21 protein-coding genes and 1 pseudogene are annotated in these 22,969 nt (G+C 70.8%); 3 read left to right on the top strand and 19 right to left on the bottom strand.

The annotated features are described in order from the left end of the window. Positions 1–817 precede the first annotated feature (817 nt). A complete protein-coding gene (locus AFB00_RS17460) occupies positions 818–4,258 on the top strand; it encodes a BTAD domain-containing putative transcriptional regulator (protein ID WP_156819602.1) in 3,441 nt (1,146 codons plus the stop codon). Here AFB00_RS17460 and AFB00_RS17455 read toward each other — a convergent pair. Further along, positions 4,222–5,130: an IS3 family transposase gene (locus AFB00_RS17455; protein WP_068796814.1), complete on the bottom strand. Its 909-nt coding sequence runs from the start codon at positions 5,128–5,130 to the stop codon at positions 4,222–4,224. The two genes, AFB00_RS17460 and AFB00_RS17455, sit on opposite strands and share 37 nt — an antisense overlap. Beyond that, positions 5,127–5,417, bottom strand: coding sequence for a transposase (locus tag AFB00_RS17450; protein ID WP_060710840.1), 291 nt, complete (start codon positions 5,415–5,417; stop codon positions 5,127–5,129). Before AFB00_RS17450 ends, AFB00_RS17455 begins: the two co-directional genes overlap by 4 nt. Positions 5,418–5,576: 159 nt before the next feature. On the opposite strand from AFB00_RS17450, the gene AFB00_RS17445 reads away from it, so the two are divergent. Next, on the top strand, positions 5,577–6,191 hold the full coding sequence (locus tag AFB00_RS17445; RefSeq protein ID WP_068798121.1) for a hypothetical protein: 615 nt from the start codon (positions 5,577–5,579) through the stop codon (positions 6,189–6,191). A gap of 95 nt (positions 6,192–6,286) precedes the next feature. On the opposite strand, the gene AFB00_RS17440 is transcribed toward AFB00_RS17445, so the two are convergent. The 7 genes and pseudogenes from AFB00_RS17440 to AFB00_RS36275 all read right to left on the bottom strand — a co-directional run. Further along, complete coding sequence (locus AFB00_RS17440) at positions 6,287–6,598, bottom strand: hypothetical protein (RefSeq protein ID WP_068798120.1); 312 nt, start codon at positions 6,596–6,598, stop codon at positions 6,287–6,289. A 182-nt stretch (positions 6,599–6,780) separates the two neighbouring features. Further along, on the bottom strand, positions 6,781–7,101 hold the full coding sequence (locus AFB00_RS17435; protein WP_197519574.1) for a hypothetical protein: 321 nt from the start codon (positions 7,099–7,101) through the stop codon (positions 6,781–6,783). 1,203 nt (positions 7,102–8,304) lie between these two features. Further along, a protein-coding gene (locus AFB00_RS17430; RefSeq protein WP_156819601.1) for an IS3 family transposase occupies positions 8,305–9,602 on the bottom strand; the annotation gives its coding sequence in 2 pieces (ribosomal slippage) (positions 8,305–9,329 and positions 9,329–9,602; 1,299 coding nt in all). A 54-nt stretch (positions 9,603–9,656) separates the two neighbouring features. Then, positions 9,657–10,856 carry a methyltransferase domain-containing protein gene (locus AFB00_RS17420; protein WP_083275605.1) on the bottom strand — a complete coding sequence of 400 codons (1,200 nt, stop codon included), beginning with the start codon at positions 10,854–10,856 and terminating at the stop codon, positions 9,657–9,659. Continuing rightward, the gene (locus AFB00_RS17415) at positions 10,853–11,854 is read right to left on the bottom strand and encodes a hypothetical protein (protein ID WP_231973965.1); all 1,002 of its coding nucleotides are present in this window, start codon (positions 11,852–11,854) and stop codon (positions 10,853–10,855) included. The genes AFB00_RS17420 and AFB00_RS17415 overlap by 4 nt, the downstream gene beginning before the upstream one ends. A gap of 269 nt (positions 11,855–12,123) precedes the next feature. Continuing rightward, positions 12,124–13,056 carry a class I SAM-dependent methyltransferase gene (locus AFB00_RS17410; RefSeq protein ID WP_231973964.1) on the bottom strand — a complete coding sequence of 311 codons (933 nt, stop codon included), beginning with the start codon at positions 13,054–13,056 and terminating at the stop codon, positions 12,124–12,126. Between the two features lie 3 nt (positions 13,057–13,059). Beyond that, positions 13,060–13,134: pseudogene (locus tag AFB00_RS36275) on the bottom strand (hypothetical protein); the annotation flags it as partial. Between the two features lie 98 nt (positions 13,135–13,232). On the opposite strand from AFB00_RS36275, the gene AFB00_RS17405 reads away from it, so the two are divergent. Next, complete coding sequence (locus tag AFB00_RS17405) at positions 13,233–13,763, top strand: NUDIX hydrolase (RefSeq protein WP_068798116.1); 531 nt, start codon at positions 13,233–13,235, stop codon at positions 13,761–13,763. A gap of 38 nt (positions 13,764–13,801) precedes the next feature. On the opposite strand, the gene AFB00_RS17400 is transcribed toward AFB00_RS17405, so the two are convergent. The 10 genes from AFB00_RS17400 to fxlM form a co-directional block, all read right to left on the bottom strand. Then, the gene (locus tag AFB00_RS17400) at positions 13,802–14,635 is read right to left on the bottom strand and encodes a dTMP kinase (RefSeq protein WP_068798115.1); all 834 of its coding nucleotides are present in this window, start codon (positions 14,633–14,635) and stop codon (positions 13,802–13,804) included. Continuing rightward, positions 14,635–15,279 carry a 3'-5' exonuclease gene (locus AFB00_RS17395; RefSeq protein ID WP_197519572.1) on the bottom strand — a complete coding sequence of 215 codons (645 nt, stop codon included), beginning with the start codon at positions 15,277–15,279 and terminating at the stop codon, positions 14,635–14,637. Before AFB00_RS17395 ends, AFB00_RS17400 begins: the two co-directional genes overlap by 1 nt. A 29-nt stretch (positions 15,280–15,308) precedes the next feature. Beyond that, positions 15,309–16,385 carry a DegT/DnrJ/EryC1/StrS family aminotransferase gene (locus tag AFB00_RS17390; RefSeq protein WP_068798113.1) on the bottom strand — a complete coding sequence of 359 codons (1,077 nt, stop codon included), beginning with the start codon at positions 16,383–16,385 and terminating at the stop codon, positions 15,309–15,311. A 41-nt stretch (positions 16,386–16,426) separates the two neighbouring features. Next, entirely contained in the window at positions 16,427–17,572 is a 1,146-nt protein-coding gene (locus AFB00_RS17385; RefSeq protein WP_083275603.1) for a radical SAM protein, read from the bottom strand. Continuing rightward, entirely contained in the window at positions 17,569–18,267 is a 699-nt protein-coding gene (locus AFB00_RS17380) for a dTMP kinase (protein ID WP_156819599.1), read from the bottom strand. The genes AFB00_RS17385 and AFB00_RS17380 overlap by 4 nt, the downstream gene beginning before the upstream one ends. Then, entirely contained in the window at positions 18,264–19,070 is an 807-nt protein-coding gene (locus AFB00_RS17375; RefSeq protein ID WP_197519571.1) for a class I SAM-dependent methyltransferase, read from the bottom strand. The genes AFB00_RS17380 and AFB00_RS17375 overlap by 4 nt, the downstream gene beginning before the upstream one ends. 35 nt (positions 19,071–19,105) lie before the next feature. Then, positions 19,106–19,591 carry a phosphoribosyltransferase gene (locus AFB00_RS17370; RefSeq protein WP_068798110.1) on the bottom strand — a complete coding sequence of 162 codons (486 nt, stop codon included), beginning with the start codon at positions 19,589–19,591 and terminating at the stop codon, positions 19,106–19,108. After that, positions 19,588–20,226 (bottom strand): 7-carboxy-7-deazaguanine synthase QueE, encoded by a 639-nt coding sequence (locus AFB00_RS17365; RefSeq protein ID WP_197519570.1) that lies wholly within the window; start codon positions 20,224–20,226, stop codon positions 19,588–19,590. The genes AFB00_RS17370 and AFB00_RS17365 overlap by 4 nt, the downstream gene beginning before the upstream one ends. An 80-nt stretch (positions 20,227–20,306) precedes the next feature. Beyond that, positions 20,307–20,723 (bottom strand): 6-pyruvoyl trahydropterin synthase family protein, encoded by a 417-nt coding sequence (locus AFB00_RS17360; protein WP_068798108.1) that lies wholly within the window; start codon positions 20,721–20,723, stop codon positions 20,307–20,309. Positions 20,724–20,810: 87 nt separating this feature from the next. Continuing rightward, on the bottom strand, positions 20,811–22,784 hold the full coding sequence (gene fxlM, locus AFB00_RS33360; RefSeq protein WP_156819597.1) for a methyltransferase, FxLD system: 1,974 nt from the start codon (positions 22,782–22,784) through the stop codon (positions 20,811–20,813). Positions 22,785–22,969: the final 185 nt, after the last annotated feature.

The following is a 22,969-nucleotide window of genomic DNA, read 5'->3' as shown; positions in this document are numbered from 1 at the left end:
CGAATTGCGTGGAATCACCGCGGGAGAACTCCCGTGGTCACTAGTTCGCGTGCGAGTCAATCGTTCGCGTGCGTCGCGGCAATCGCGGCGTAGATGAGAACCGGGCTGGAACCGTGCTGTCCGGTCTCGGAGGTTGTACCGGGAGCTCCTTCGCTCCCTCCGTTCTGACACTTCCAATACTAGGCGCGGAAGCGCCGAATTGCAAGCCTTTCCGCAGCATTGTTCCGGCGAATATGCGTGCCGCCCCAACTGTGTTCAAGCCGTGCAAAGTTGATACAGATGAAACGTCACGTCAGAACGGCTCTCAAGGCGAGAGAGAAAGGCAATGGAGGCCGAAGCTCAAGAGTAGGAGAATAGGCATTCGAACTGCGGGAAGGACAATCAATCATAGAGAGTGACTGAAATGCTTATAGGGGTAAGTAGCGAACAGATAGACATGGACGGAGGACATACAGGAGAGGGGAGCACGAGGGAACGGGATCAAACGCCACGGCCCCCGACTACCCCTGGCCTTGCTTGCTGGTCGGGAGCCTGGTCATCGCGCGGGGTGGCACGCCGCGCGTGTGCTGCACGGATGACTGGGTGCGACTGCGTCTCTAAGGCGCAGGCGAGACGCAGGCGAGGCGCAGGCGAGACGCAGCCCCGTGCGCGGGCCACAGTGGACGCTACTCGATCGGTCCAGAAACAGTGGGTCATCGACAACGGATGGGCAATCGATTGCTCCGATCGGGTGTCGATCGTGGCGTTCTGCCCTGCTGGTGACGGCGACGGAGTAGCCAAGACGGTGGCTGATCAACACGGCGTTAGGAGTAGAAGAATGACCCGTCCAGACGTCGCCGGCGGCGGGTTCGCAGTGACGGTGGTCGAGCTTCGCGACCTCGCGGACCTGTTCGGGGAGCACACCGACGAGATGGTCCGACGGATTCGCTGCGAGACCGACGAGGCCGAGACGGAACGTTCACGGGTGACGGCGCCGAACTGGATGAACCTCGTCCCGTCCGCGTTGGACGCCATTGCCCCGCCCCCGCTGCCGCCCTGGCTCGACGAGGTCGATCACGCCTGGCAGGCCCGGCGGGCGCACCTGATCCGCGCCGATCGGGCCGGTGCCTCGGCGCTGATATCCACCGCGCGCGACTACCAGCGAACCGACGAGTACATCGCCACGGCCATCAGCGCCGGTGACGCAGTTCTGAGCACCCACGAGCCCGCTTCCGCGGCGCGCGAGGACGCTCCGGGAGACACCTCGCGCAACGCGACACCCACCCGGCTCGACACCGCCATAGCGCTGTGGTCGGTCCGGGCCCGCGCCTGCTCCGACGCCCTGGCCGGGCTCCATCACCCGGCCCTCGACGCCGACGGGTGGCGCGGCCCCGCCGGCAGCGCCTACGAACGGTGGCTCGACACCCACCGCCGCCGCTGGGACGGCCTGCGCGACGACGCCGACCGCATCCACCACGCCCTGGTCGAGCATTCCCTACCCGACCACCTTCGCCGTGGCGGCGGCCACCGCCCCCTCCCGTCCGGGCAGCGGGTCAGCGCGCCAACCCTGAACTCTGACGGCCTCGATCCATCCAGTGCGGCCCTCTCGCTACCTGACGTTGCACCGGCCGCGCTCGAACCCTTCCCCGCTCCGCGTAGCACCAGCGACATCGCCTCACCGACCGGGGCCGGATCGCCCGGGACCGGAGTTCCCGTGCCCCACGACGACGCGGCCCTCGATGTCGCGGGAACCACCACGTCCCCGCTCCCGACCGGCCCTTCACCCGGCGAGGGCGCCGTTGACGCGCCCGCTCCGCAGCCCACACCGCCGTCGTCGCTCACCCCGATGTCGTCGATCCAGGCGGCCCTGACCACACACCTGACCAACGGTCCCCTCGACGAGCACCCGGACGACGAGCACCCAGACGACGAGCACCCGGACGACTGGCACCCAGCCGACGAGCACCTGGCCGATGGCGGCGCGGTCGACGGACACCCGTCCGCCAGCCGTCCGCCCACGGAGTCCGAGCCGGCCCAGGTCGATCACGTCGTTGAGCCGGCTGACGACGGCCTCCATACCGACGTCGCGCCCACCGAGGACAGCTCAGGGGGCGACTCCGGGGGCAACGCCGAGTTCTACGACGCCGTCCACGGCGGGCCCGACCTGTCGGGCGGCGACGGGGAGCCGACGTCGGCCGACCGAGTGCCCACGCCGTCGGTAGTCGTGATCGACAACGATCCTTCCGTCGGCGGCGACGCCCACGCTTCCGCGCTGGCCCTCACCGCCGGCGCAGGCACCAGCGCTGCAGCGGGTGCCGCAGCAATCGCCGCGCTCGCCCAGCAGGACCGGGTCCGCTACGTCATCACCGACATCCCGCCGCACGCGTTCGCCCGCACAACCTCGACCCCGCCACCGGTACCCGGCGTGGTCGGACCTCCACCTGGAGCGTCGCCGCTCGGGCTGCCCGGCGCCCCGCCGCCACCGGCTCCCGCGCCGCCGACCCCACCGCACAGCGCGCCACCGGTCCCCGCAGCACCGGTCCCCGCAAGACCAGTCCCCGCGTCACCGGGGTCGACGTGGAGCCGCGCCCTGGCCGACGGACTCTCGGCCGCCCAGCAGATGGGCCCCGCCGGTGCGCCTGAACAGATCACACGCCGCCCACGAACCCCCCACCCGATGTCGGCGCCGGCAACCTCGAACGTCGACGCCGACGCGCCCACTCAGCCGCTCGCGATCGTGCCCGCGGTCCTTGTGGCCCCGACCGCGATGAACGGCCCGCTCGTGGTCGACCTCGGCGAAGCGGGCGGGCGCAGCGCCCTGCTCGATCTCGCCGCGACCGGAGGTCTCGGGCTGACCGGACCCGGTAGCGCAGACGTCGCCCGCGCCGTGCTCGCGACCCTGCTCACCCGGGCGCACCGCCCGCCCCGCATGGTCGCTCACACCGAAGCCTGGCGACACCTGCTCGGCTCCGCCCCACCCACCCCACCGGAGCTGGTCCGGCTCGTCGACGACCCCGACGACGCCCTGCTCAAGCTCGCCGACGACATCGCCCACCGACGTATCCGCCCCGATCTGCCGCCGCTGGTGCTGCTGCTCGCCGCGCCCCGCGATGACCGCGTCCGCGAGCGCGTCCACGAGGCCCTGGCCGACTCCCACCCGAGCCCGACCACCGCCCTCCTGCTCGGACCCTGGGCGCCCGGTACCACCCTCACGATCACCCACGACCACACCGTCGAACGCCACATCGACGGACGGCGCAGCAGCACCCAACACGTCGCGACGCAGGCCGATCTGGCGGGACGACAGCTGGCCCCGTCCACAGCGACGGAGCTGTTCGATCGTCTCTACACCGCGGCCCGCAACAGCGACGACCACGGCCTGGACCAGGCCGCGCCGGCCGCGTCGCCGAGCAGCGTTGTCACAGACGACACGAGCGGCGCCGCCACAGCGGACGCCACCACACCGGGCGGCGAGCCCGCACAGCCGTCGAGCGCCGCGCCGGCCATGCCCGGGACTCCGCTGTGGCTGTCGGTCATCGGGCCGATCGCGCTTCACGTCCGCGACGATCCCTCCGACCCGACCACCGCCCGCCCCATCCGCATCAATAGCCGCACCGCCGAGCTCTTGGCGTTCCTGGCCATCAAGCCGAACGGCGTCCCCCGCGACGAGATCATCGATGCGCTCTGGCCCGGTTCGCGCGCCGACCGGCCGGACGCCAACCTGCACAACACCACCAGCGAGCTACGCCAGACCTTGCGCAGCCACAGCACCGACGGCGCCCGCGACCTCGGCCCCGTGGTCGTGCACGACCGCGGCATCTACCGCCTCGATGACACCACCATCACCGTCGACTACTGGTCGTTCTGCGACGCGGCGAAAGCCATCCCGGACGTCGACGCCCGACCCGACCGGGCCAGCGCCGAGATCGTCGTCGGTCTCTACCGCGGGACGCTCGCCACCGGCTACCACGGCGACTGGGTTACCGCCGAACGCACCACCGTCGATCACCGCTTCGTCCTCGGCGTCAACGCCCTCGTCCGACACATCGTCGCCGAGAACCCCGATCGCGCCGTCGCCCTGCTCCACCAGGCACGGGCCCACGAACCCACCAACGAAGCGCTCTACCGCAACCTCATCCGAATCCACCTCAGGAACGGACGTCCCCGCGCCGCCGCCGACACCTACGACCTCCTCACCGCAGCCCTGGCCGCCTGCGGTTCCCCCGAGATCGTGGAGGGTTCTTATGCCGCGTCTCGGGTGAGGGCGGCGTTCTCGTAGTTGATCGGTGAGAGCCCGGCGGCGGCACTGTGTCGCCGCCGGTGGTTGTAGAAGCCGTAACACCAGTCGATGACCGCCGCCCGCGCCCTACTGATGGTGTCGAATTCGTTGCGGGACAGCACTTCCCACTCCAGGCTGGAGAAGAACGCCTCCGCCGCGGCATTGTCGAAACACGACCCGACCCGGCCCATCGACTGACGGATGTCGAGCCGCCGACACAGAGCGGTGAACGCGCCCGCGGTGTAGGTCGACCCGCGGTCGGTGTGGAAGATCACCCCGGCGATTCGGTCCGCCCCGCCGCGGGCCGCCACCGCCATCCGGATCGCCGCACACGCCAGCTCGGCGTTCGGGTGCAGCCCCGTGGCCGCGCCGAGCAGCCGCCGCGAGTACAGGTCGATCACCGTGGCCAGATACAACTTCCCGGCCGCGGTGGGGATCTCGGTCATGTCCCCGACCCATCTGCGGTTCGGCTCGGCCGCAGTGAAACCCCGACGAAGCAGGTCCGGGAACTTCGGCGCCGTGCGGTCCTGGCGGGTCAGCCCGTTGTGCCGCTTGATCCGGCGGGCGACCAGGCCCTGGCGGCGCATCGAGTCCGCCACGGTCTTCTCCGACACCCGCCATCCGGCCTCACACAGGTCGGCGTGCAGACGGGGTGAGCCGTGTAGCCGCTGGGCGTCGTCGAACGCCACGGCCACGGCGGCGTCCAACGCGCAGCGGCGCTTCTCGGTCGCGGTGGCACCACCGTCGGAACGCGCGGCGCGGTCGAGCCACTTGTACAACCAGGAGATCGACACCCCCAACAGGGCGCAGGCCAGCGTGTGCGGCACCCGGTGGAAGGTCCTCTGGTCGGCGATGAAACGGGCCACGCTCACTTCGTCGCCTCCTTGACCCACAGGACCACGGATCGCTTGAGGACATCACGCTCCATCCGCAGCTCGGCGTTCTCCGCGCGCAGCCGCTTGAGCTCCTCGACGCCGCCGCGAGACAGGCCCTCGGTGTCCTCGCGGGCCTCTCGTGCACGGGCCACCCAGTTGCCCAGCGTGCCCTCGTTGACCCCCAGGTCACGGGCGACCTGGGCGATCGGCTTGCCCGTCTCCTCCACGACCCGGACCGCTCCGTCACGGAACTCCCGGTCGTAGCGCTTCCGTACCTCTGGCATCGCTACCCCTTATAGCTGATGCCTCCCCGATCATGGGGGAACCGCAGCCATCCGCACCCGACCCGAACCGGCCACCATGGAACTGGTTGCCGAGATTCGACGCACGACCGCTCTGTAGATGCGCGGGGAACTGTCGGTGCGGCGAGGCAGGATCTCGGCATGTGGGTCTTGACGGTGGCACAGGCCACCTTGATGGGCGCCGGTGGTGCTGCCGCACTGACCACCATCGGTGCACGGCTGTCGGTGCAGGCCGGCCGACGCGGTAACCACGCCACCGCGCTCTGGGAACGCCAGAGCGCGCTCTACGACGACGTCCTGCGCGAGGCCCGTCGCTGGCGCCGGGATCGAGAGGACCCCGGCCAACCGACACCCGTAACCCGGCAGGACCAGCAACACACCGAGGGACGTCCGCGTGCGGTTCGCGATGTTCGCCACGACGACGTCGCACATCGTTACGTCGAGCACTTCGACCTGCACTGGAGGTGGGCCGGGCTGATGCACCGGTGGCGCCTGTCGGCCGAGATCAACCAGCGAGCCCTGCACGGCGAGGGACACCCCAACGACCTTGTGTCCGATCAGGACATGCGAACGATGCTCGACCTGGCCCGTCAAGCCAGAACCGATGCCGATGCCGCCCTCGACGCGCTCACCACCGCGGTCCGCCGCGCCATCCACACCGTCCCCTCGCTGGAACCGGCAGGAGCACGGCGGCGGTTGCGTTGGCCGGGCCGGTCGACCCGCCCGGCCGCGCAACTCGTCGAGCGCAACGAGTAACCGACCGCGCCAACGGTGCGGCCGTCGTGCACGCCCCCCGCGGGATCGGTCGCAGACCGACACTGGTCAGGCGTCCGCGGCCGACCGGCAGAACGTCACCAGTCCCGAGCCCCCTCGACCTCATCGAGCAAGGCACGGCAGCAGAGCCGGATCCCTGCTCGGTCCTCGTCGTCCTGGTCGTTCCAGCGGACCTCGGCCATGTCCAGTACCGAGGCCAGCGCGTAGGCCAGCTCCGGGCGGCGGAGGCCACGGTAGGCGCCCTGCGTGGCGTTGTGGCGCAACCGCTCCGCGGCCGCCCGCAAGAGGTCCTTGTCCGCCCGGACGCGCGGCAGGCGATCAGTCGTCGACGAGTCGGCGGCGCGATGTTCGGCGGCGCGATGTTCGGCGGCGCGATGTTCGGCGGCCACGAGTCCCCCGGATCGAGTACGGCGTGATGGAGCAAGCCCGCCGGGGGAAGCGTCGGGCCCGTCTTGGACAGCTCACAGCATGGCCGCAGGCGCCGCCTACCCGCCACCGCCCGCAGCCGACAGTGCCTCCGGCGCGACGCAGTCGCCAGTTCGACCGGCACCGTCGGCGATCTCTGCGGCGACTACCGGCGGGCCCGGACGCGGTCGAGGTCGCGCCGGCTGACCGCGACGAGCACGTTGGGGCCGGCGGGACGGCTCGTCGGGTAGCCGGCCATGAGCGCGGCCGCGATCAGCTGCCCGTTGCTCACGTAGCGGCCGATCGCCTGTTCGACGACGTGCTTGAGTGCGTAGCTGGACTGGGTCGGGGTCTTGATCGGCGCCAGGTTGGTGAGCAGCCAGTCGTGGACTGCCTCGACCTCTGCTCGACCCCGACGCAGTTCCTCGCGCATGCGGTGCAGTTCGGCGTCGTACTCGGCCGCGGTCTTGTTCCGGGCGTCATACAACCCGAATCCGTGGTCGCCGAGCTGCGGTGCTCGGTGAGCACGTCGTCGAGGGTCAGCACGTGACGCCGGGCCACGGAGTAGGGAACGCCGGTCACGCGCTGGTGGGCGCGGGCGGCGGCTTTGCGTCGACGGTTCGTGGTCATCAGGGCTCCGGCCGCGGAACATCCCACGCATGTACCGCTGTCGTCGTGGTGATGACCGTGCAGCAGAACGAGTGCGCGATTCGGTGAACCTTGTCCTCGGCGCGCCGGTCGGTCGTGGGCGATCGACGCTCGGGGCGGGCAGGCGCATCTGCCCGCGCTCATCATGCCAGCGACGGCCCCGGCCGGACAGGGTCCGTCCAAGGGAGTCGACGGTCTACCCGCGGAGCGAGGGGACTACTTCGTCGACTCGGCGAACCACGTGCACCGGTCACACCGGCTGAGAATGTGCGCCACGCGCGCCGCCCCGCAGCTCGGACATACGGCGCCCGAGCAGTGATAGCAGGTCATCTGACTACCCCCGGCGAGGTCAACGTGCAGGCGCGGGTTGGCCCGACGCACGACACGTGTGATGGACTCACAACCGCCCGCACACCGCCCGTCGCCGTCGGGGTCCGGGCGCAGGTGCGTCGGGAACACCGTGCATCGCGGATAGCGGGCGGCGGGTGCGTGCGGTTCGGTGCACCCGTTGGGACACGGCCAGTTCGGGTCAGCGATCACCAGGTCCGCGGTGCACACGGTGCACGCTGTTGGATCCAGATGGTGCGGGCAGCGGTGACGGGGCGGAAAGTCCTCGCCGTGAACCGGTCGGATACGGTCCGCCGGCCCATACTCGGGCCAGAGCCGGTATGCGCAGTTGTAGCAAGTCGTGTACTCGAACCAGTCACCGGTCAACGCCACGATCGTGGCCGTGTCCGGAACTACCGACCCGCAGGCGGTACCAGAACCGTCCAGGCTCACGTGCAACTTGCTCACCCACACACCGTCGCGCCCGACGCGCCGCCAGCTGACGATGAACACGCTGTCCACAGCTCGAATATATGAGCCGCCCCGACACCATACGAAGTATCGCGCTGGCCGTTCGCGAATGCTAATCGGCACCGACGGTCCGAGCTCGTCGCCGACGAGTACGCAGCTCTGCTCCGAGGTTCACCCGGTATAGGCGATTCGTGGGCGAACTGAACCGTCCCGGCTTTACTGCCGGTGGTTTGGTGGCCAGTGATCATCTGGCCGATGGTTCTGTGTCAGCGTAGTGGGCTGCCTCGAACTCGGTGGGGCTGATCATGCCCAGACTTGAGTGCAGTCGGCGGTTGTTGTACCACTCGACCCAGCTGGCGGTGGCGTACTCGACGTCGGCGATCGTGCGGTAGGGGCCGTCGTGGAAGACTCGGGTGCGGATGCATTCGGCCTTGTAGAGGCCGTTGATGGTCTCCATCAGGGCGTTGTCGTAGGCGTCGCCGACGCTGCCGACCGAGGGCCGTATGCCCTCGAGGTGCAGGTGCTCGGTGAACCGCAGACTCGTATATTGCGACCCGGCATCGGAATGGCAGATCAGCTGGTCCCGGGCCACGGCTTTGCCCTCGTGGGCACGTCGCCACAGCGCCATCCGTAACGGCACGTCCACCAGCTCGACGTCACGAGTGAGCGCGGCGTGCCAGCCCACGATCTTCTGCGAGAAGCAGTCCACGATGAACGCCACGTAGGTGAACGACTGATACGTGCGCACGTAGGTGAAGTCGGTGACCCACTTGCTGTCGGGTGCTGAGGCGGTGAAGTTGCGGTCGAGCAGATCAGCGGCCCGCTGGGCGGTCGAGTCCGGGATGGTCGTGCGCGGCCGTTTCCCGCGGACCACTCCGGCCAGCCCCACCGAGCGCGTCGCCCGGTCGACCGCTCCGAACCCAGCCTCGGGCAGCACCGTTCGACGGATCAGGGCCAGCATCTTGCGACGCCCATAAAGTCCCTCTGGGGCCAGCACCGGTTCGCCGGCGCGGTTGGTGGTGAACGCCGCCGCACGGACGGCGTCTTCGACCAGGGCGTCGGTGACGGTCCGGGCCGCGACCCGGCCGGCGGCGCCGTTCCTGGTGCCGGTCCGAGCGCACCAGGCCCGCAAGGTTCGTGCCGCGATCGTGAGCCCCAGGGTGTTGAGGGCAGCAAGGATCGACTCGACGGCATGACCAGCAGCCCGCATCTGATCGACGAACGCGACGATCAGCGGTTTCGGGGGTCGAGCTCCCCCACGAAGAAAATCGTCGCCGACTTGAGGACCTCGTTGACCTCGCGCAGGCGCTTGTTCTCCGCCCGCAACCGCCGCAGCTCCTCGCGGTCATCGCTGGTCACGCCCGCTACGACGCCGGTGTCGACGTCGTGCTGGGACACCCAGCGACGCACGGACTCACGCGACACCCCGAGTGACTCAGCGACCTGGACATGCACGGCACGCTCGGTCGAGTACGCCGAACGATGCTCGGTCACCAGACGCACAGCCTGGCTCCGAACCGCTGGGTCGATCTTCTTGGGCACGACACCCATCCTCTCAGCCTGCTCACAACGGAGCGGCAGAGAAGCCGGGACGGTTCACTGTGTGGGCAGCGGCCAGCAGTACGGGCCATCGGGATCGTCGAGCCAGGCGTACTGGCGGTGCGGTAGGTCGAGTGCGCTGATGCCGAATCGGGTCGGTGCCGGTTCGGCGAGGTGATCCCAGAGCGCGACGGCTGTCTCGATGGTGTCCCAGATCCGGCGGGGTCCGGTCTGGGTCACCGGCCAGCGTCCGTCATCACCGGGGGCGAGGGCGACCGTCGCGGTCGACTCACGATGACGCAGGATTAACTCGGCTGGCTGGTTCGCGCCGTCATGGCGGCTGAGCTTGTGCAGTCCCGGTAGGTGTAGATGGCAGAACAGGGCTAGAGGGGCATTCCCGGTCGCGAGCCGGGCGGGATCGAGTGCCGATGTGGAGTGGCTGGGAACCGTCCTCGTCGCGGTCGCGTCGCGGTCGTCCCCGGCCCCGAGCGGCGACTCCATGATCGCGCGCAGCGGCATGAACCCGCCGCCGTCGAGCAGGAACCGCCCGACGACCTCGTCGTCGGCGGTCTTGTCGAGCACGACGACGGGGCTGTCGAGGTCACCGTCGAGGGGGGCGACGATCCGCCCGCCCATCGCAAGTTGGTGGATCCAGGCCGGCGGGACGTGCGTGATCGAGCAGGTGGCCAGGATCCGATCGTAGGGGGCGTGCTCGGCCAGCCCGGCGTGTCCGTCACCGGCGTGCAGGGTCGGGTGAAGCCCCACGGCGCCCAACCGGGCCCGGGCCGACGCGACCAGGTCGGGGTCGATGTCGACCGAGGCGACGCGGTCCGCGCCGAGACGGCTGCTGAGTAGCCCCGCGACATAGCCCGTGCCGGTACCGATCTCCAGTACTCGTTCCCCGCCCTGCAGCTCCAGAGCCTCCAGCGCGACCCCGACCGCGGCCGGGGCGCTCAGCGACGAGGTCGCGAGCTCGCGGCCCGTGCCGTCGTCGGCGGTCCGGGTCTGGGTGACGACCGCGTCGGTGTACACCCGGGCCAGGGGTACCCCGGGCACGAACCACTGGCGCGGGAACTCCGCCAGCAGCCGCAGCCACCGCGGGTCTCGTACACGACCCTGCTCGCTCAACGCGGCGGCCATCCGAGCGGCATGCTCGCGCCAGGCATCGGTATCCACACCGTCGTGCCGCCCGGTGTGGCCGTCGGCCCGGTCGTCGTGGTCGGTGGCGGCGGCCCCGTCGTTGGTCGCGTCGTTCATGCGGTCACCTCGCTGGTGAGGGTGTCGACGAAGGCGTCGGCGATCGGTAGCCGGCATTCCTCGGCCAGCCAGCCCCACTGCCCGCCGCCGTTGCACTCCAGGAACCACCACCGCCCGTGCGGGTCGACGACGAAGTCGAACGCCCCGTAGGTCAAGCCGCTGTCGCGCAGGAACCGCCGTACGCCGTCCTCGATCGCCGGTGGGGTCTCGATGACGGTGTAGGACAGGGCGTCGTAGTCGGTTCGCCAGTCCAGTCGGGCCGCTGGGGAGTGGGCGTGGATCGCCACGGCGAACAGGTGCACGCCGACGACGATCAGCCGGACCTCGTAGTCCTTGACCAGCTCCGGCTGGAACAGGTGCGCTGTCACCTCGACCCCGCCCAGCTCGGCCAGCTGCGCGTCGTCCACACGACAGGTCGTGGCGATCGTCTGTCCGCCGTTCTCCGCCACCAGCGGCATCGCCAGCGGCTTCGTGATCAACGGCCCGTGCTCGCCTGCGAACCGACGCACGTCCTCAGCGCAGGTGGTGATCAACGTCGGCGGAACCGCGAGCCCGACCCGCTCAGCCAGCGCGAGCTGCCGAGGCTTGTACTCGGCGTCGGCCAAGGCAGACGGGTGATTGACCCACACCACCGGAAGGCTCGCCAGGATCCCGCCGATTGCCACACGAGCCTGCGCCCGGGCGAAGGAACGTTCCGGCGCCGACATCGACTCCGGGAACTGGAAATCCCGCGGCCGACGGTAGAGAACCGCGGTGACCTCATCCCAGCGGACCTCACCGCCCCCGACGACGGGACCCGTGGCGCGATCCTCCGCGCCGGAGCTCACGCCGTCGTCGGGCCCGTATCGGCCCCGCCAACCACCACCCAACGTTGCAGTCAGTCCGGCATTCATCGGGAACGTAGCCGGATCGAGCCACCGATAGGCAATGCCGCGCCGATCTAGCGCGGACGCGATTCGATCCGCTGACCAGTCGGTCACCGCGCTGAACAGCAGCACACACGTTGGCTCAGTCATCCGGGGTGTACCACGTGTCGTCGTCTTCTTGATTATCCCGGTTAGTCTTCTGCGGGTGCGGAGTCTGGTGATTCTCGGTTCGGTGTCGAGCGGTCGGCAGCACCTCTCCGACCGCTCGCGCCATCCGTAGCCCGAACGGGCGGTCGTCACTCGCAGGCTCGTCCGATCCGGTCGGCGGCCACTCGGTGCGAGGCAACCGATCCTCCACCCGCGCAAGAGGTCCGATAGTCACGGCAGTCTCCTTTCACATTTCAGCTGAGCTGGGGCCTCGGTGGACCCAGATGTCGATCCCGGCGTTGTCCAAGTCCACGGCGCCACTGTTCTGTCCACCGTTCGAGTGGGCGCAAGACCGGCTCACGCTCGGGCACACATACGGGGAAGGTCAACGTGTTCGTCGAGCCGGGATCCGGTTTCCCGTGACGAGCTGGCCGGGCCGTACGGCCTGGCAGCGCGGCCCAAGTCGTGGGGCGCATCCATACCGTCGCCGGTCCCGCACGGTGGGGCCGTAGATCGGACCGCTCGAACATCGCGCGGATCTGGGATGGGGGATGTCGATGATGGAATCGTTGCCGTCCATGGGCTCGGTTCTCATCGAGGTCCTCGGTGACCACGGCCAGCGCGAGGGGCAGCAGCGCGTTCAGCGTGTGGTCTGGGTCTGGGAGGTGGTCGAGGGTGTCGATGCACCACAACACGTCGGCGGCGTGCTCGCTGCTCACGACGGTCGGGCAGATCCTCGGTAACGTCATGTCGGCCCGGTAGGCGCAGAATCGGGTAGATGGTGAGTCGAAATCGCAGGTCGTGACGCGAAAGCCGGCCGCCTGCAGGGCAATGGCGTCGCTGCCGATTCCGCTCCCGAGGTCAAGGACCGTCCGAACGGGCAGCGCCTGGAGCACGGGCAGCGTGGCGTTGAGGTAGGCCGGACGGTTGCCGCTGGCTTCCCAGATGGCCAGGTTGTAGAGGTAGTTGGTGCTGGTCTGGAAGAACGCGGCGACCTCGGCCGGGGTTTGTGGGTCGGCGAGGTCCCAGTCGTCGGCCAGGGCGCGGCTGGAGTCTATGTAGGGCCGGTAGTCCTCGCCCAGGAAGTCGGCGAGCTGGTCGAGCAACGGATGCGCCAGCGCGGCGTCCCACCGGTAGCGGTTCCAACGGTCCCAGCAGCCCCGACAGGCGTCCAGGTGGGAGCGCACCGCCATACGGCGAGATGCGTCCAGGGTGCGCCGAAGGTAGGCGTCGAGGTCCGTTCGACCGACGTGTCGACCGTTCACAGCCGGGTCCGGCGGTGGTGGGCGTGCCGAGGTCGGGATCGCTGATCTGCTCTGGCACTCTGCGACGCAGTCCCCGCCCTTGAGTCCTGCTGGAGCCGGTGTTGATCAAGCATGCGACGGCGAGCACGTTCGTGTTCTGCCATGTGGACGACCAGTGGCGTCTGGGTTTGGTCGAGCACCCGCGTCTGGGCCGGCGCATGATCGTCGGCGGACATGTGGAGGACTACGAGACACCGGCTGAGGCTGCGGTGCGTGAGGCGACCGAGGAATCGGGGCTGCTGGTGCGTCTGCTGGGATGTCCGGCGCCGCAGCTGCCGCAGGGTTACCCGCACGAGCGGGTCGCCGCTCCGTGGTGGATGACCGAGGTTGGCGTCCCGGCCGATAACCACCTCGCCGAGCCGCACGTCCACATCGATCACCAGTATGTCGCGGTGGCCGATTCGCCGGTGCCGGTGAGCCGGCCCGCGCATCCGTTCGCGTGGTTCGGTGTCGGCGACCTTGATCGGGTCTCGATGTTCCGCGACACCGAGATGCTGGCGCGTGCGCTGTTCGACCGGATCGATGAGCTGGTCTCGCTGGGTGAGCACACACCTGTCGATGTGCTCGCCACGATCGGCTCCGTGGGCTGAGATCGCCCGGCCCGACGGGTCGACAGCGGCGGCGCCGATCATCGCGCCGACCCGGCCCAGGAGCGGCGCGGGGCCGACTCGATCCAGGCCAGCAGTGTCGCGGTCAGGGACTCCGCGTCCTGGCCGCGCCGGTCGAGAACCCACACGTGGCGGGGATCGTCGGCGGCGAGGCGGTCGAACAACGCAGCCGCGCGGCGGTGCAAGCGCCACTGCTCCGGGGTGTAGCGGAAGTCGTCACGAGCCTCGGCGCGTCCGACCGCTGTGTCGGGGTCGTCGGTGATCAATACCGTCAGATCCGGCAGCGGTCGCCAGGCAGCGGCCGTGAACAGGATGGTGCGCGCACGTGCCATCGCCTCGTCCTCGGTGCGCACGACGTCGGGCACGGCGTCAGGCACGGCGTCGATGTCCACGTCCGCGATGTCTCGTGTCTCTGGCACGGTGCCCGGTCCCAGGATCAGGGACTGGTAGACCGCGACGGAGTGCAGGCTTCGGCCCTCGATCACAGTGCCCCCGGACTGCAACGTGGCCCGGCTGGTCTCGAAGTCGTGGGCCTTGATCGCCAGCAGGAGCAGCGTCTCCGAACGGGGAGATCCCGATCGCAGGAACGGCTCACCCGCCGCGGCGTTGACCAGCGATCGCAGCAACTGGCGCCCCAGGTCGTAGCCCGAGCCCTGGTCGTCGGGGCACTGGCGGCGGGAGAACTCGGCCACCGTCGAGGGCCGCCGCGACGCCGGGATCGCGTCGAGGACCCGGTCGGTGAGGTAGGTCTTGCCGACGCCGTTGAGTCCTTCGATCGAGATCAGGGCGCCGCGGTCAGTTGGTCTGCCGCCGGAGGTGTCGGCGGGCGTGGCTGGGAGGTCCTGGCCGGGCATCAGAACAGCGCTTCCTGCTCGGTGTCTGCGGCGCGGGCGGGCACGTTGGCGACCGCTCGCAGCGTGCGCAGGTCAGGCCAGCGGACCTCGTGCTCGACCAGGGAGCAGAAGACGTCGACGAGCAGCTGCACGTCGGGCATCGCGCGGTGCCGCCCAGGCGGGGCCGGCATACGCATGTGCGCGGCCAGCACGTCGAGACCGTGCTTGGGCAGCTCGGGGAACCGGTCGCGAGCCAGACGGACGGTGTCGATCAGGTCGGTCCGGGCCAGTGTCGGGCAGTGCTCGCGCCAGTCGCTGAGGATCCGCGCTTCGGCGTGGGCGTGGTGGGCCACGAGGACGAGTGGGCCTCCCGCGGCCGGCCCCACCCCAGCCGCGGCGGCGCCCCCGTTCGTCGCTGATCGCAGCTGGTCGTCCAGCTCGGCGAGCACCTCGGCCGCGGCGGGACGGTCGGCGACCATCGCCGCCGTGATGCCGGTCTGCTGGGTGTCGAACCCTGTTACGGGCGCGTGCGCGGGCGGCCGGATCAGGGCCTCATAGGCCCAGGCACGGCGCAACCGACCGTCCTCGACGCGCAGGGTCTGCACGGCGACCTCGATCGGTTCGGGGGCGGCTCCGGTCGGGGTGGTGTACTCGAAGTCGATCACCGCAATGGTGATGTCGGTGAGAGTGGCGGTCAGACGGCCCATCGGGCGGCCTCCCGGGTGATCGTGTCCGCGAGCTGCCGCAGGTCTGCGGCAGCGGGGCCGTCGAGGGCGTCGGCGTCGTCGCGGATGTGGGGGACGTCGGGGGTGTTGGGTAGCGCCAGTGCCAGTGTGGCGTCGAGGACTGCGGCGGCCTGGCGGCAGGGTGCGTGTCGTAGGTCGGTGTAGGCGGGTCGCTGGTCGAGCGGCACGAGTCCGAAGGTGCCGGTGCTGTTCGCGACCCCGCATGCGGCGAGGTGCTCGCAGAACGCCCGCGGTCGCGCCAGGTCGAGCCGGTAGAGCGGCGCATATCCGTTCCAGCCGTCGTCGGCGGGTACGGCTCGCAGGGCGGGGGCGTCGGCGAGCAGCCGGTCCAGTGACGCGGTTCGGGCGCGCCGTCGGGCGACCAGCTCGTCGAGATGGGTCAGGCGCCGACGGCCGATCTCGGCCAGTGGGGCGGCGAGGCGGAAGTTGTGCGCCGCTCGCGCCAGCGGCGCCTCGCCAGGCGGCGGGGGGAGCCAGTGCGACCGGTAGGCCCGGGCCCGGGCGGCCAGTTGCGGGTCGTCGGTGCCGAGGAACCCGCCCTCGCCGGTGGCGAGGATCTTGGAGGAGTGCGTCGAGAAGCACACGGCGTGCGCCGGAACTCCGGCCTGGCCATCCGTCCATGTGGTGCCGAGCGCCTGGGCGGCGTCCACGATCACTGCGAGGCCGTGGTCGGCGGCCAGCGCGCGCAGGCGCTGCGCCCAAGGATCGGCGCGGCCCCAGAGCAGCACCGGGAGCACGGCGCGGGTTCGAGGCCCGATCTTGCTGAGCACGTCGTCGTGGTCGAGACCGGTCCCGGCCGGGTCGGAGTCGACCACGACCGGTCGCGCTCCCAGCGCCACCACCGGCGCGGCGGTCATCACGACCGTCAGCGCCGGCACCAGCACCTCGTCCCCGGGGCCGACCCCGGCCGCGTACAGGGCGGTGTGCAGCGCTGTGGTGCCGCTGGAGGTGGCGACGACGTGCTCGACACCGATCCGGGCGGCGAGTTCGCTCTCGTAGAGGCTGATCTCCTGCTCGGGAGACAATTCTCGCCGGGCGCTCTGTCCTGCATCGGGGTGACCGCGGTTCATCGGTTCCTCGCAGCGGGGTCGGCGAGGAACCGGTCGAAGTCCTCGACCAGCGGCCACATGTTCACGCAGTCGTCGGAGAACAGGGGGCACGGCGCGCGCTCCGGTCGAGGCGCGAGCGGGAACAACGTCGCGGCGTCGGTCCCGGAGATGGTGGCGGTCCGTCCCGCACTGGCCGCCGCCGCGATCCGATGCCGCGACGGGCAGTCCCAGACGGTGCCGTCGGGCTCGATGAACGCCAGGTCGGCGCCACCGAAGCACCGCGGTTCGGTCTGCAGGTCGTGGTGCAGCGTCGAGATCACCCGCGCCGGATAGCCGGGGCCGGGAGTCAGCATCCCCGGGACCGCCTCGGACACCGCCTCCAGCGCATCGCGGACTGCGGGCCCGTCCTCGGCGCGCAGTGCCAGCTCACCGTGCAGCCGGTGATCCGGGGCCAGCGAGATCGGCTGCGGCACCACGTAGTCCAGTCCGAGGTCGGCAGCGAGCCGGACGGTGTCGGCCAGCCCGGGAAGTGTCAGGCGAGTCAGGACCGTGTAGAGCCCGATCCGTGGGCCCGCGGCGCGTGGCGATGGCTGGGTGTCGCGGTCGGCGATCAGCGCACGGATCCCCTCGATCACGCCGTGCCAGCCGTCCCCGGGCCGGCGCGGGCGCCGGTGGAGGTCGTTGAGGTCGGGGCGCGCGGAGTCCAGGGACACCGACACCGCGGCGGCGTGCGCCAGCAGCAGCCGGCGCACTGGTTCACGGCGCAGCGGCAGCCCGTTGGTGCAGACCACGACCTCGACACCGGCGCCGGCCAACCGCTCGATGACCTGACCGGTACCCGGCCAGATCAGCGGCTCCCCACCGGCCAGGAACACCCGCCCGATCCGGGACTGCTCGGTGGTGGTCAGGAAGTCGGAGATCACGGCGAGCGGCAGGTCGCCGTGCGGCAGATGCGAGAGCACCCCGAGGGCCTGCGGCGGCGCGATCCGGTCGTCTTCGAGGGTGCCGAAGTAGCAGTAGTCGCAGCCAAGGTTGCACGGCGAGCGCAGCGCCCACAGCACGGCCAGGTCCCGGCCGTCGGTCGCAGCCCCGTGATCGGCTCGGCCCGACCCAGCCGCCGGGGCCGGTGTCGGTGTCGAGGGGTTCGGGTGCGGGGCGCTCATCGCTGCGCCACCAGGGCGTCGGTGACCAGCTGTTCGATCACCGTGACCGGGTCGAGGTTCGCCACCACGTCGACCCGCCGGATCCGCTGAGGTTCGAGCTCGGCGCGCCAGCTGTAGATCCGGGCGGCGCGCTCGACGAGGAGGTGTTCGTCCTCGGTCAGCGCGCGGCCTTCGCGCTCGGCGAAGCGGCGCGCGCACCGCTCGGCGTCATCGGTCAGCAGGATTGTCAGGTCGGGCAGCGGCCGCCATGGCGCCATGGTGTCGTAGACGGCCGTGGCGATCGCCCGCAGCTCCTCGTCGCCCACATCAGTGCGGTCGCCGGCGACGTGCCGGCCTGTCGGTGGTTCGACGCACACGGCGGCCTGGTAGGCGGCGACGGTGTCCACGCCACGGTCCTCGATCACTACGGCCGGCGGATCGGGCAGGGCGGCGACCAGCTCGTGCTCGCGGACCTTGAGCGCGAGCAGTGCCAATGTCTCGGTCGCCGGGTGGCCTGTGCGAAGGAACGAGCGACCTCCCGCCAGCGCGCCGATCACCGCGGCGGTGACGGTGTCCCCGCCGCCGTCGGTCAGCTCGGACAGCAGGCAGGTTCGTCCGACCCGGTCGGTGAGCCGGGCGGCGAGTCGGGGCGCGAGGTAGGTCTTTCCGACGCCGTTGGCGCCTTCGAGGCTGACCCACAGCGGCGGCCGGGTCACCGGGTGCTCCGCGTCGGGCACACGTAGAGCACCTCACCGGCCGCCTCGCCCAGCCCGGTCGAGATGACGGGGTCGAGCAGCGCCGACGGGCAGCGCTGCAGCATCTGGTCGTAGAGCAGCGCAGCGCCCACGCCGTACCGGGCTCGCAATGCGCCGCGCATGACCGGGGTGTCCGGCGGCAGCAGCCCGATGACCTCCAGCCGGTCGATGTCGAACCCGGCGTCGCGCAGGCCGGCCACGACCTCCTCGTGGGACCACTCGTAGACGTGGACGCGGTGCTGCAACGGCCGGGGCGCCGGGCCGGGGGTGTTCGGGGTCGACAGGAAGATCCGGCCGCCGTCTGCGAGCGCGTCGGCGGTCCGGCGCAGGCTGGCCAGGCCGCGCTCGTAGGGCAGGTGCTCCAGCGCGGAGGTGTAGACCGCGACATCGAACGGGCCGGTCACCGGCCACTCGGCGGCGACGTCGGCCTGATGGAACACGACGGGGAACTCCGCGCAGTCCCGACCGTGCGAAGCCTCGTCGAGGTTGGTGTCGCTGATGTCGATCCCGGTGTAGCTGCCCAGCCCGGGGCAGTAGCGGCGCAGCAGCGGCAGCGCGAGCCCACGTCCGCAGCACACGTCGACCAGGTCGTCGCCGGGCCGGCAACGCTCGGCCACGAGGAGGTGCTGCATCAGGTTCATCACGCCGGTGGTCTTGACCTGCCCGGCGCCCAGCGCGGCGTAGAAGTCGTCCATCTGTGCGGTGCTGTACGGGCCGGTCATCGGGGTTCCGGGCCGGGTCCGGGACGGGTCGTCGGCAGGCATCCGATCGTCGAGCTGTCGATCGTCGGTTCCGGTCATCACAGCTCCCAGGGGAATCGGACCCAGCCTGCGCAGGTCGTGCCGACGTAGTCGAAGTGGTGCAGGGGATCGTCGGGTCTGTTCCAGTTGTCGACGTTGATCACCGCGACAGCGAGACGAACGCGTGCCGGACCGCGCGCCCGCACGATCTGCTCCGCCATGTCCGCGGTGGCGCCGCTGCCGACCACGTCGTCGACGAGCAGAACGTCCAGCCCGGCGAGTGGGCCGAGCGCGGCGGCGTCGCGCACGGCAGGCGGGATCTTCGCGGTGTGTGGGAGGTCTGAGGTCGTGCGGGTGATCTCGACGGTCCGTACCGAGCGGACCCCGAGCTGGTGGGCCAGCATCACCGCCGGAATCGCTCCGCCGCGAAGCACGCCGACCACGACGTCCGGGGTGCCGTCGGACCGGATCCGCCCCGCTAACGTGCCGACGCTCGCGTGCAGTGCCGCCCAGTCCAGCTCCAGGGCGACCTGTGGGGCGCTCATCGGGCGCCGGCCAGGACGTGCAGCCGGGTCGACAGGTTCCACCCGTGCTCGGCCGCCGTCTCCAGCAGCGCCGCGGTGCCCTCCACGACGGCGCTCGGGGTCGTCGCCTCGGGCATCACCCACACCGGTCCGAGGCCGTAGCGCCCGACCAGCGCGGCGATCTCTGCGACATCGACCGCCGGGTCGCTCACCACGAACTTGAACGCGGCCCGGCCCGTGGCGCGCAGCGCCTCAAGCGCTGCCGGGACGAGCCGCCGCTCGATCGGCATCCCGGAGTTCGCCAGCTTGGGGCTGACCACCCACAAATCCACACGATCGGCCAGACCGGGCTCCGGCACCCGGGTTCCGTTGGTCTCGACCTGGACCCGGACCTGCGCCGAGACCTGATCGAGCAGCGCACCCAACCCGGGCTGTTGCAGCAGCGGCTCACCGCCGGTGAGCACCAGCAGATCCACCCCGACACCGCCCACCCAGTCCGCGACCTCCCCGACACCCGCCCGGACGGTGACCGCCGCGGGGTCGTAGCGCCGCCAGTCCCAGGTCTCGGGGGTGTCGCACCAGGTGCAGGCCAGGTTGCAGCGCGAGAGCCGCACGAACGCGCACCGCTGCCCGCACAGCGGACCCTCTCCCTGCACACTGACGAACCGCTCAGCCAGCAGCAACTCGCCCTGCCCCGGGTCTGCCGCCCTTGCCGGTCTCCCGCTCGGCGCGGCGATCACGCCTGGCCGCCGCGGATCCAGGTGGCCGACGCCGACGAGGTCTCGGCGACCCGGACCGACACGAGCCGACCGTGGATCTCCGGCTCGACGTGGCCGATGAACCACGACCCGAGATGCTGGGCCAGTAGCTCCGCGGTCGGGTGGAAGCTGACAACGTCGTTGAGCCGACGGTGATCGTAGGTGTCCTGCAAGTGCTCCCGAAACGGGCGCAGATCGCCGAAGTCGGTGACGAACCCCGTCTCGTCGAGGTCGGCCGCCGAGAGGGTCAGCGTGATCACGTAGTTGTGGCCGTGGTTGCGGCGGCACTTGTGCCCGGCCGGCAACTCGGTGAGCTCATGGCTCACCCCGTCCAGCTCGAAGGACTTCTCGATCGTGAACCACCCGGGCACCACGACCATCGGAGCAACGCTCATCGGCTTCTCATCCCTTCCTGACCACAGCCGCTCCCGGGACCCACGCGGATTCGTGCGGCGGGCGGGCCCGCGTTTGTCATCGCCCGGTCACCCACGCTGACCACCGATGTCCGCGGGGATCGGCGGCCAGGTGACGCGCAGGTCCCCGTGCGGCTTGTGCAGCCAGTCCGCCGCCTCGTCCTCCGGGACATCCGGCGGTGTCGTTCCGGTCGGCCAGAAGCTGAACGATGGTGTCGCGTCCCGCGAGGCCGCCCATGCCCGGACCTGTTCGATCATCGCGGTCGCCAACCGGTCGGCGCCCTCGCCGCGAGCGCAGATGCCGAGCTCGACCGTGTCCCCGGCCCCGTTCTCGTCTGGGTACTTGGTGGGCCGGTGCACCAGGTAGGCCAGCGCGCCCTCGTGGGCGACGCCGTGGGGCCACCACCGCGCGGGTCTCGGGATCAGCTCGGTGCCGTCCTCGACATCCATGGCGCAGTAGCCGGGCCAGTGCGTAGCCAACCGCAGGGACAGATCCGCGGTCGACTCCCGGCGGCCCAGCACGACCCGCGACCACACCGTCGTGGGTGCGCCGTCGAACACCACGCGCAGGCTGTCCGGGTCGGGGGCGGTGTCGCTGTCGAAGCGCAGGCTGACCTGCCGGTCGGGGTCACCGGGGAACCGCAGCGGGACCCGGACCTCGTCATGGGCGTCGGCGCCCTGCATGGGCACGAACCCGCACACCTGCACCGAGCTGCTCTCCAGGTGATCGTCAACGCGGCGGAACCCGATCGAGCGGGTCGCCCCGCGCATCCGCAGCGGCACCACCAACGTGCCACCGGGCGCGAGCTGGTCGAACCACGCCGGCGCGATGTCCCACGCCCCGGCGGTCACCACGACCGCGTCCACCAGCTGCCCGTCGGGCAGGACGCGGTGCGCGGCGTCGGCGACCACGGCCTGGACCCGCCCGCTGTACCCGGTGGTCTGCAGCCGGGTGCGGGTGCGGTCGACGACCTCCGGGTCGATGTCGACGCTGACCACCAGACCGTCCGGCCCGACGACCTCAGCGAGCAGGGCGGCGTTGTAGCCGCCCGACCCGATCTCCAGCACCCGCGAGCCCGCACCGACCTCGGCCTGGTCAATCATGGCGGCCTGCAGCCACGGCGCGCTGACCGACGACATCGACCGCCCGGTCTCGTCGCGCTTGGTGACCACCGCGTCCCGGTCGCTGTAGGCCAGCTCCAGCGAGGTACCGGCCGGCATGAACAGGTGCCGCGGCACCACCTCGACGGCCCGGCGCACCGCGGGCGTGTCGAGCCAGCCGTCGCGAGCGAGGTTGTCGACCATCCGGCGGCGGGCGGCTGCGGGGTCCCCGCCGCCCGGCAACCGCGCCACGAGCTCCTGGACGTCCAGGTCGTCGGCGGAGTCGGCGACCGCGCTCCACAGCTCGCGGACCGCGGCGGCCCAGCGGCCGTACCGGGTGAGTGCGGCGTCGCTGTAATAGAACAGGTCCGCCTCGAGCCGAGCGTCCAGGGCGTCGAGTCTCGACCTCGCCGCCTCCCACAAATCGGCCCGGTCCTCGGCCGCCCGGGCCTCACCGTCCCGCTGCGCGGCAGCCACGACCGGCCCGATGGGCAGTACCTCGAACAACGTGCACGCGTCGTGCAGGACCTGCGCCTCGACCGACAACCCATCGTCGAGCGGATGAGCCCGGCTGTCGCACACGATCTGCTCGACCCGCGCCCAGTCGTCCCGGTCGACATCGGCCTGGCGCAGCACGGCACGCGCCATCAGGAGATGGACATCGCCTCCGGAGTCTCGGCCCGAGTCGCGTCCGGAGTTCCGGCCCGGGTCGTGGGTCGGGGCGGTCGCGGGGTCCAGTCCCTCGATCAGCGCGGCGATCGCCACCACCCGGGTGTCGGCGCCGCGTGCCCGAGCGAACGTGACTGCCTTCGCCCGGATGAACCGGGTCCGCGCCCACTGCTCGGTGGCGACGGTGTTCGGGACGCCGGGCCGGTCGGCCAGGGTCTGCGCGCACGCCGCCGCCAATCGGTCGAGGACCGCGTCCGCGTCCTGGTCGGGCACCGGCGGCGGGGGCAACGTTGAAGGCGTGGCCGCCGGTGTCGACGCCGACGGCGCGTGTCGGGCCGGCGGCACCTCGGAGTCTCTCGCCTCGACATCGCAGGGCTGCGTTGCCCCGCGTGCACGAGGTGTCTTCGTGATATCCGCACCGGACGGGTTCACTGATTCCCTCTCCTTGATTCCCGAGT

Origin of the sequence: Pseudonocardia sp. HH130630-07 (assembly GCF_001698125.1) — a bacterium.
In the GTDB taxonomy this organism is placed as follows: domain Bacteria; phylum Actinomycetota; class Actinomycetes; order Mycobacteriales; family Pseudonocardiaceae; genus Pseudonocardia.
Note: the sequence above shows the minus strand (reverse complement) of the source record. Positions and strands in the feature narration are given on the sequence as shown.

Bases quoted from the DNA above. Each gene is read 5' to 3' on its own strand.
- AFB00_RS17460 (WP_156819602.1), top strand. From the start codon at position 818: ATGACCCGTCCAGACGTCGCCGGCGGCGGGTTCGCAGTGACGGTGGTC.
- AFB00_RS17450 (WP_060710840.1), bottom strand. From the start codon at position 5,417: ATGCCAGAGGTACGGAAGCGCTACGACCGGGAGTTCCGTGACGGAGCG.
- AFB00_RS17445 (WP_068798121.1), top strand. From the start codon at position 5,577: ATGTGGGTCTTGACGGTGGCACAGGCCACCTTGATGGGCGCCGGTGGT.
- AFB00_RS17420 (WP_083275605.1), bottom strand. From the start codon at position 10,856: ATGAACGACGCGACCAACGACGGGGCCGCCGCCACCGACCACGACGAC.
- AFB00_RS17400 (WP_068798115.1), bottom strand. From the start codon at position 14,635: ATGCCCGGCCAGGACCTCCCAGCCACGCCCGCCGACACCTCCGGCGGC.
- AFB00_RS17385 (WP_083275603.1), bottom strand. From the start codon at position 17,572: ATGAGCGCCCCGCACCCGAACCCCTCGACACCGACACCGGCCCCGGCG.
- AFB00_RS17375 (WP_197519571.1), bottom strand. From the start codon at position 19,070: ATGCCTGCCGACGACCCGTCCCGGACCCGGCCCGGAACCCCGATGACC.
- AFB00_RS17370 (WP_068798110.1), bottom strand. From the start codon at position 19,591: ATGAGCGCCCCACAGGTCGCCCTGGAGCTGGACTGGGCGGCACTGCAC.
- AFB00_RS17360 (WP_068798108.1), bottom strand. From the start codon at position 20,723: ATGAGCGTTGCTCCGATGGTCGTGGTGCCCGGGTGGTTCACGATCGAG.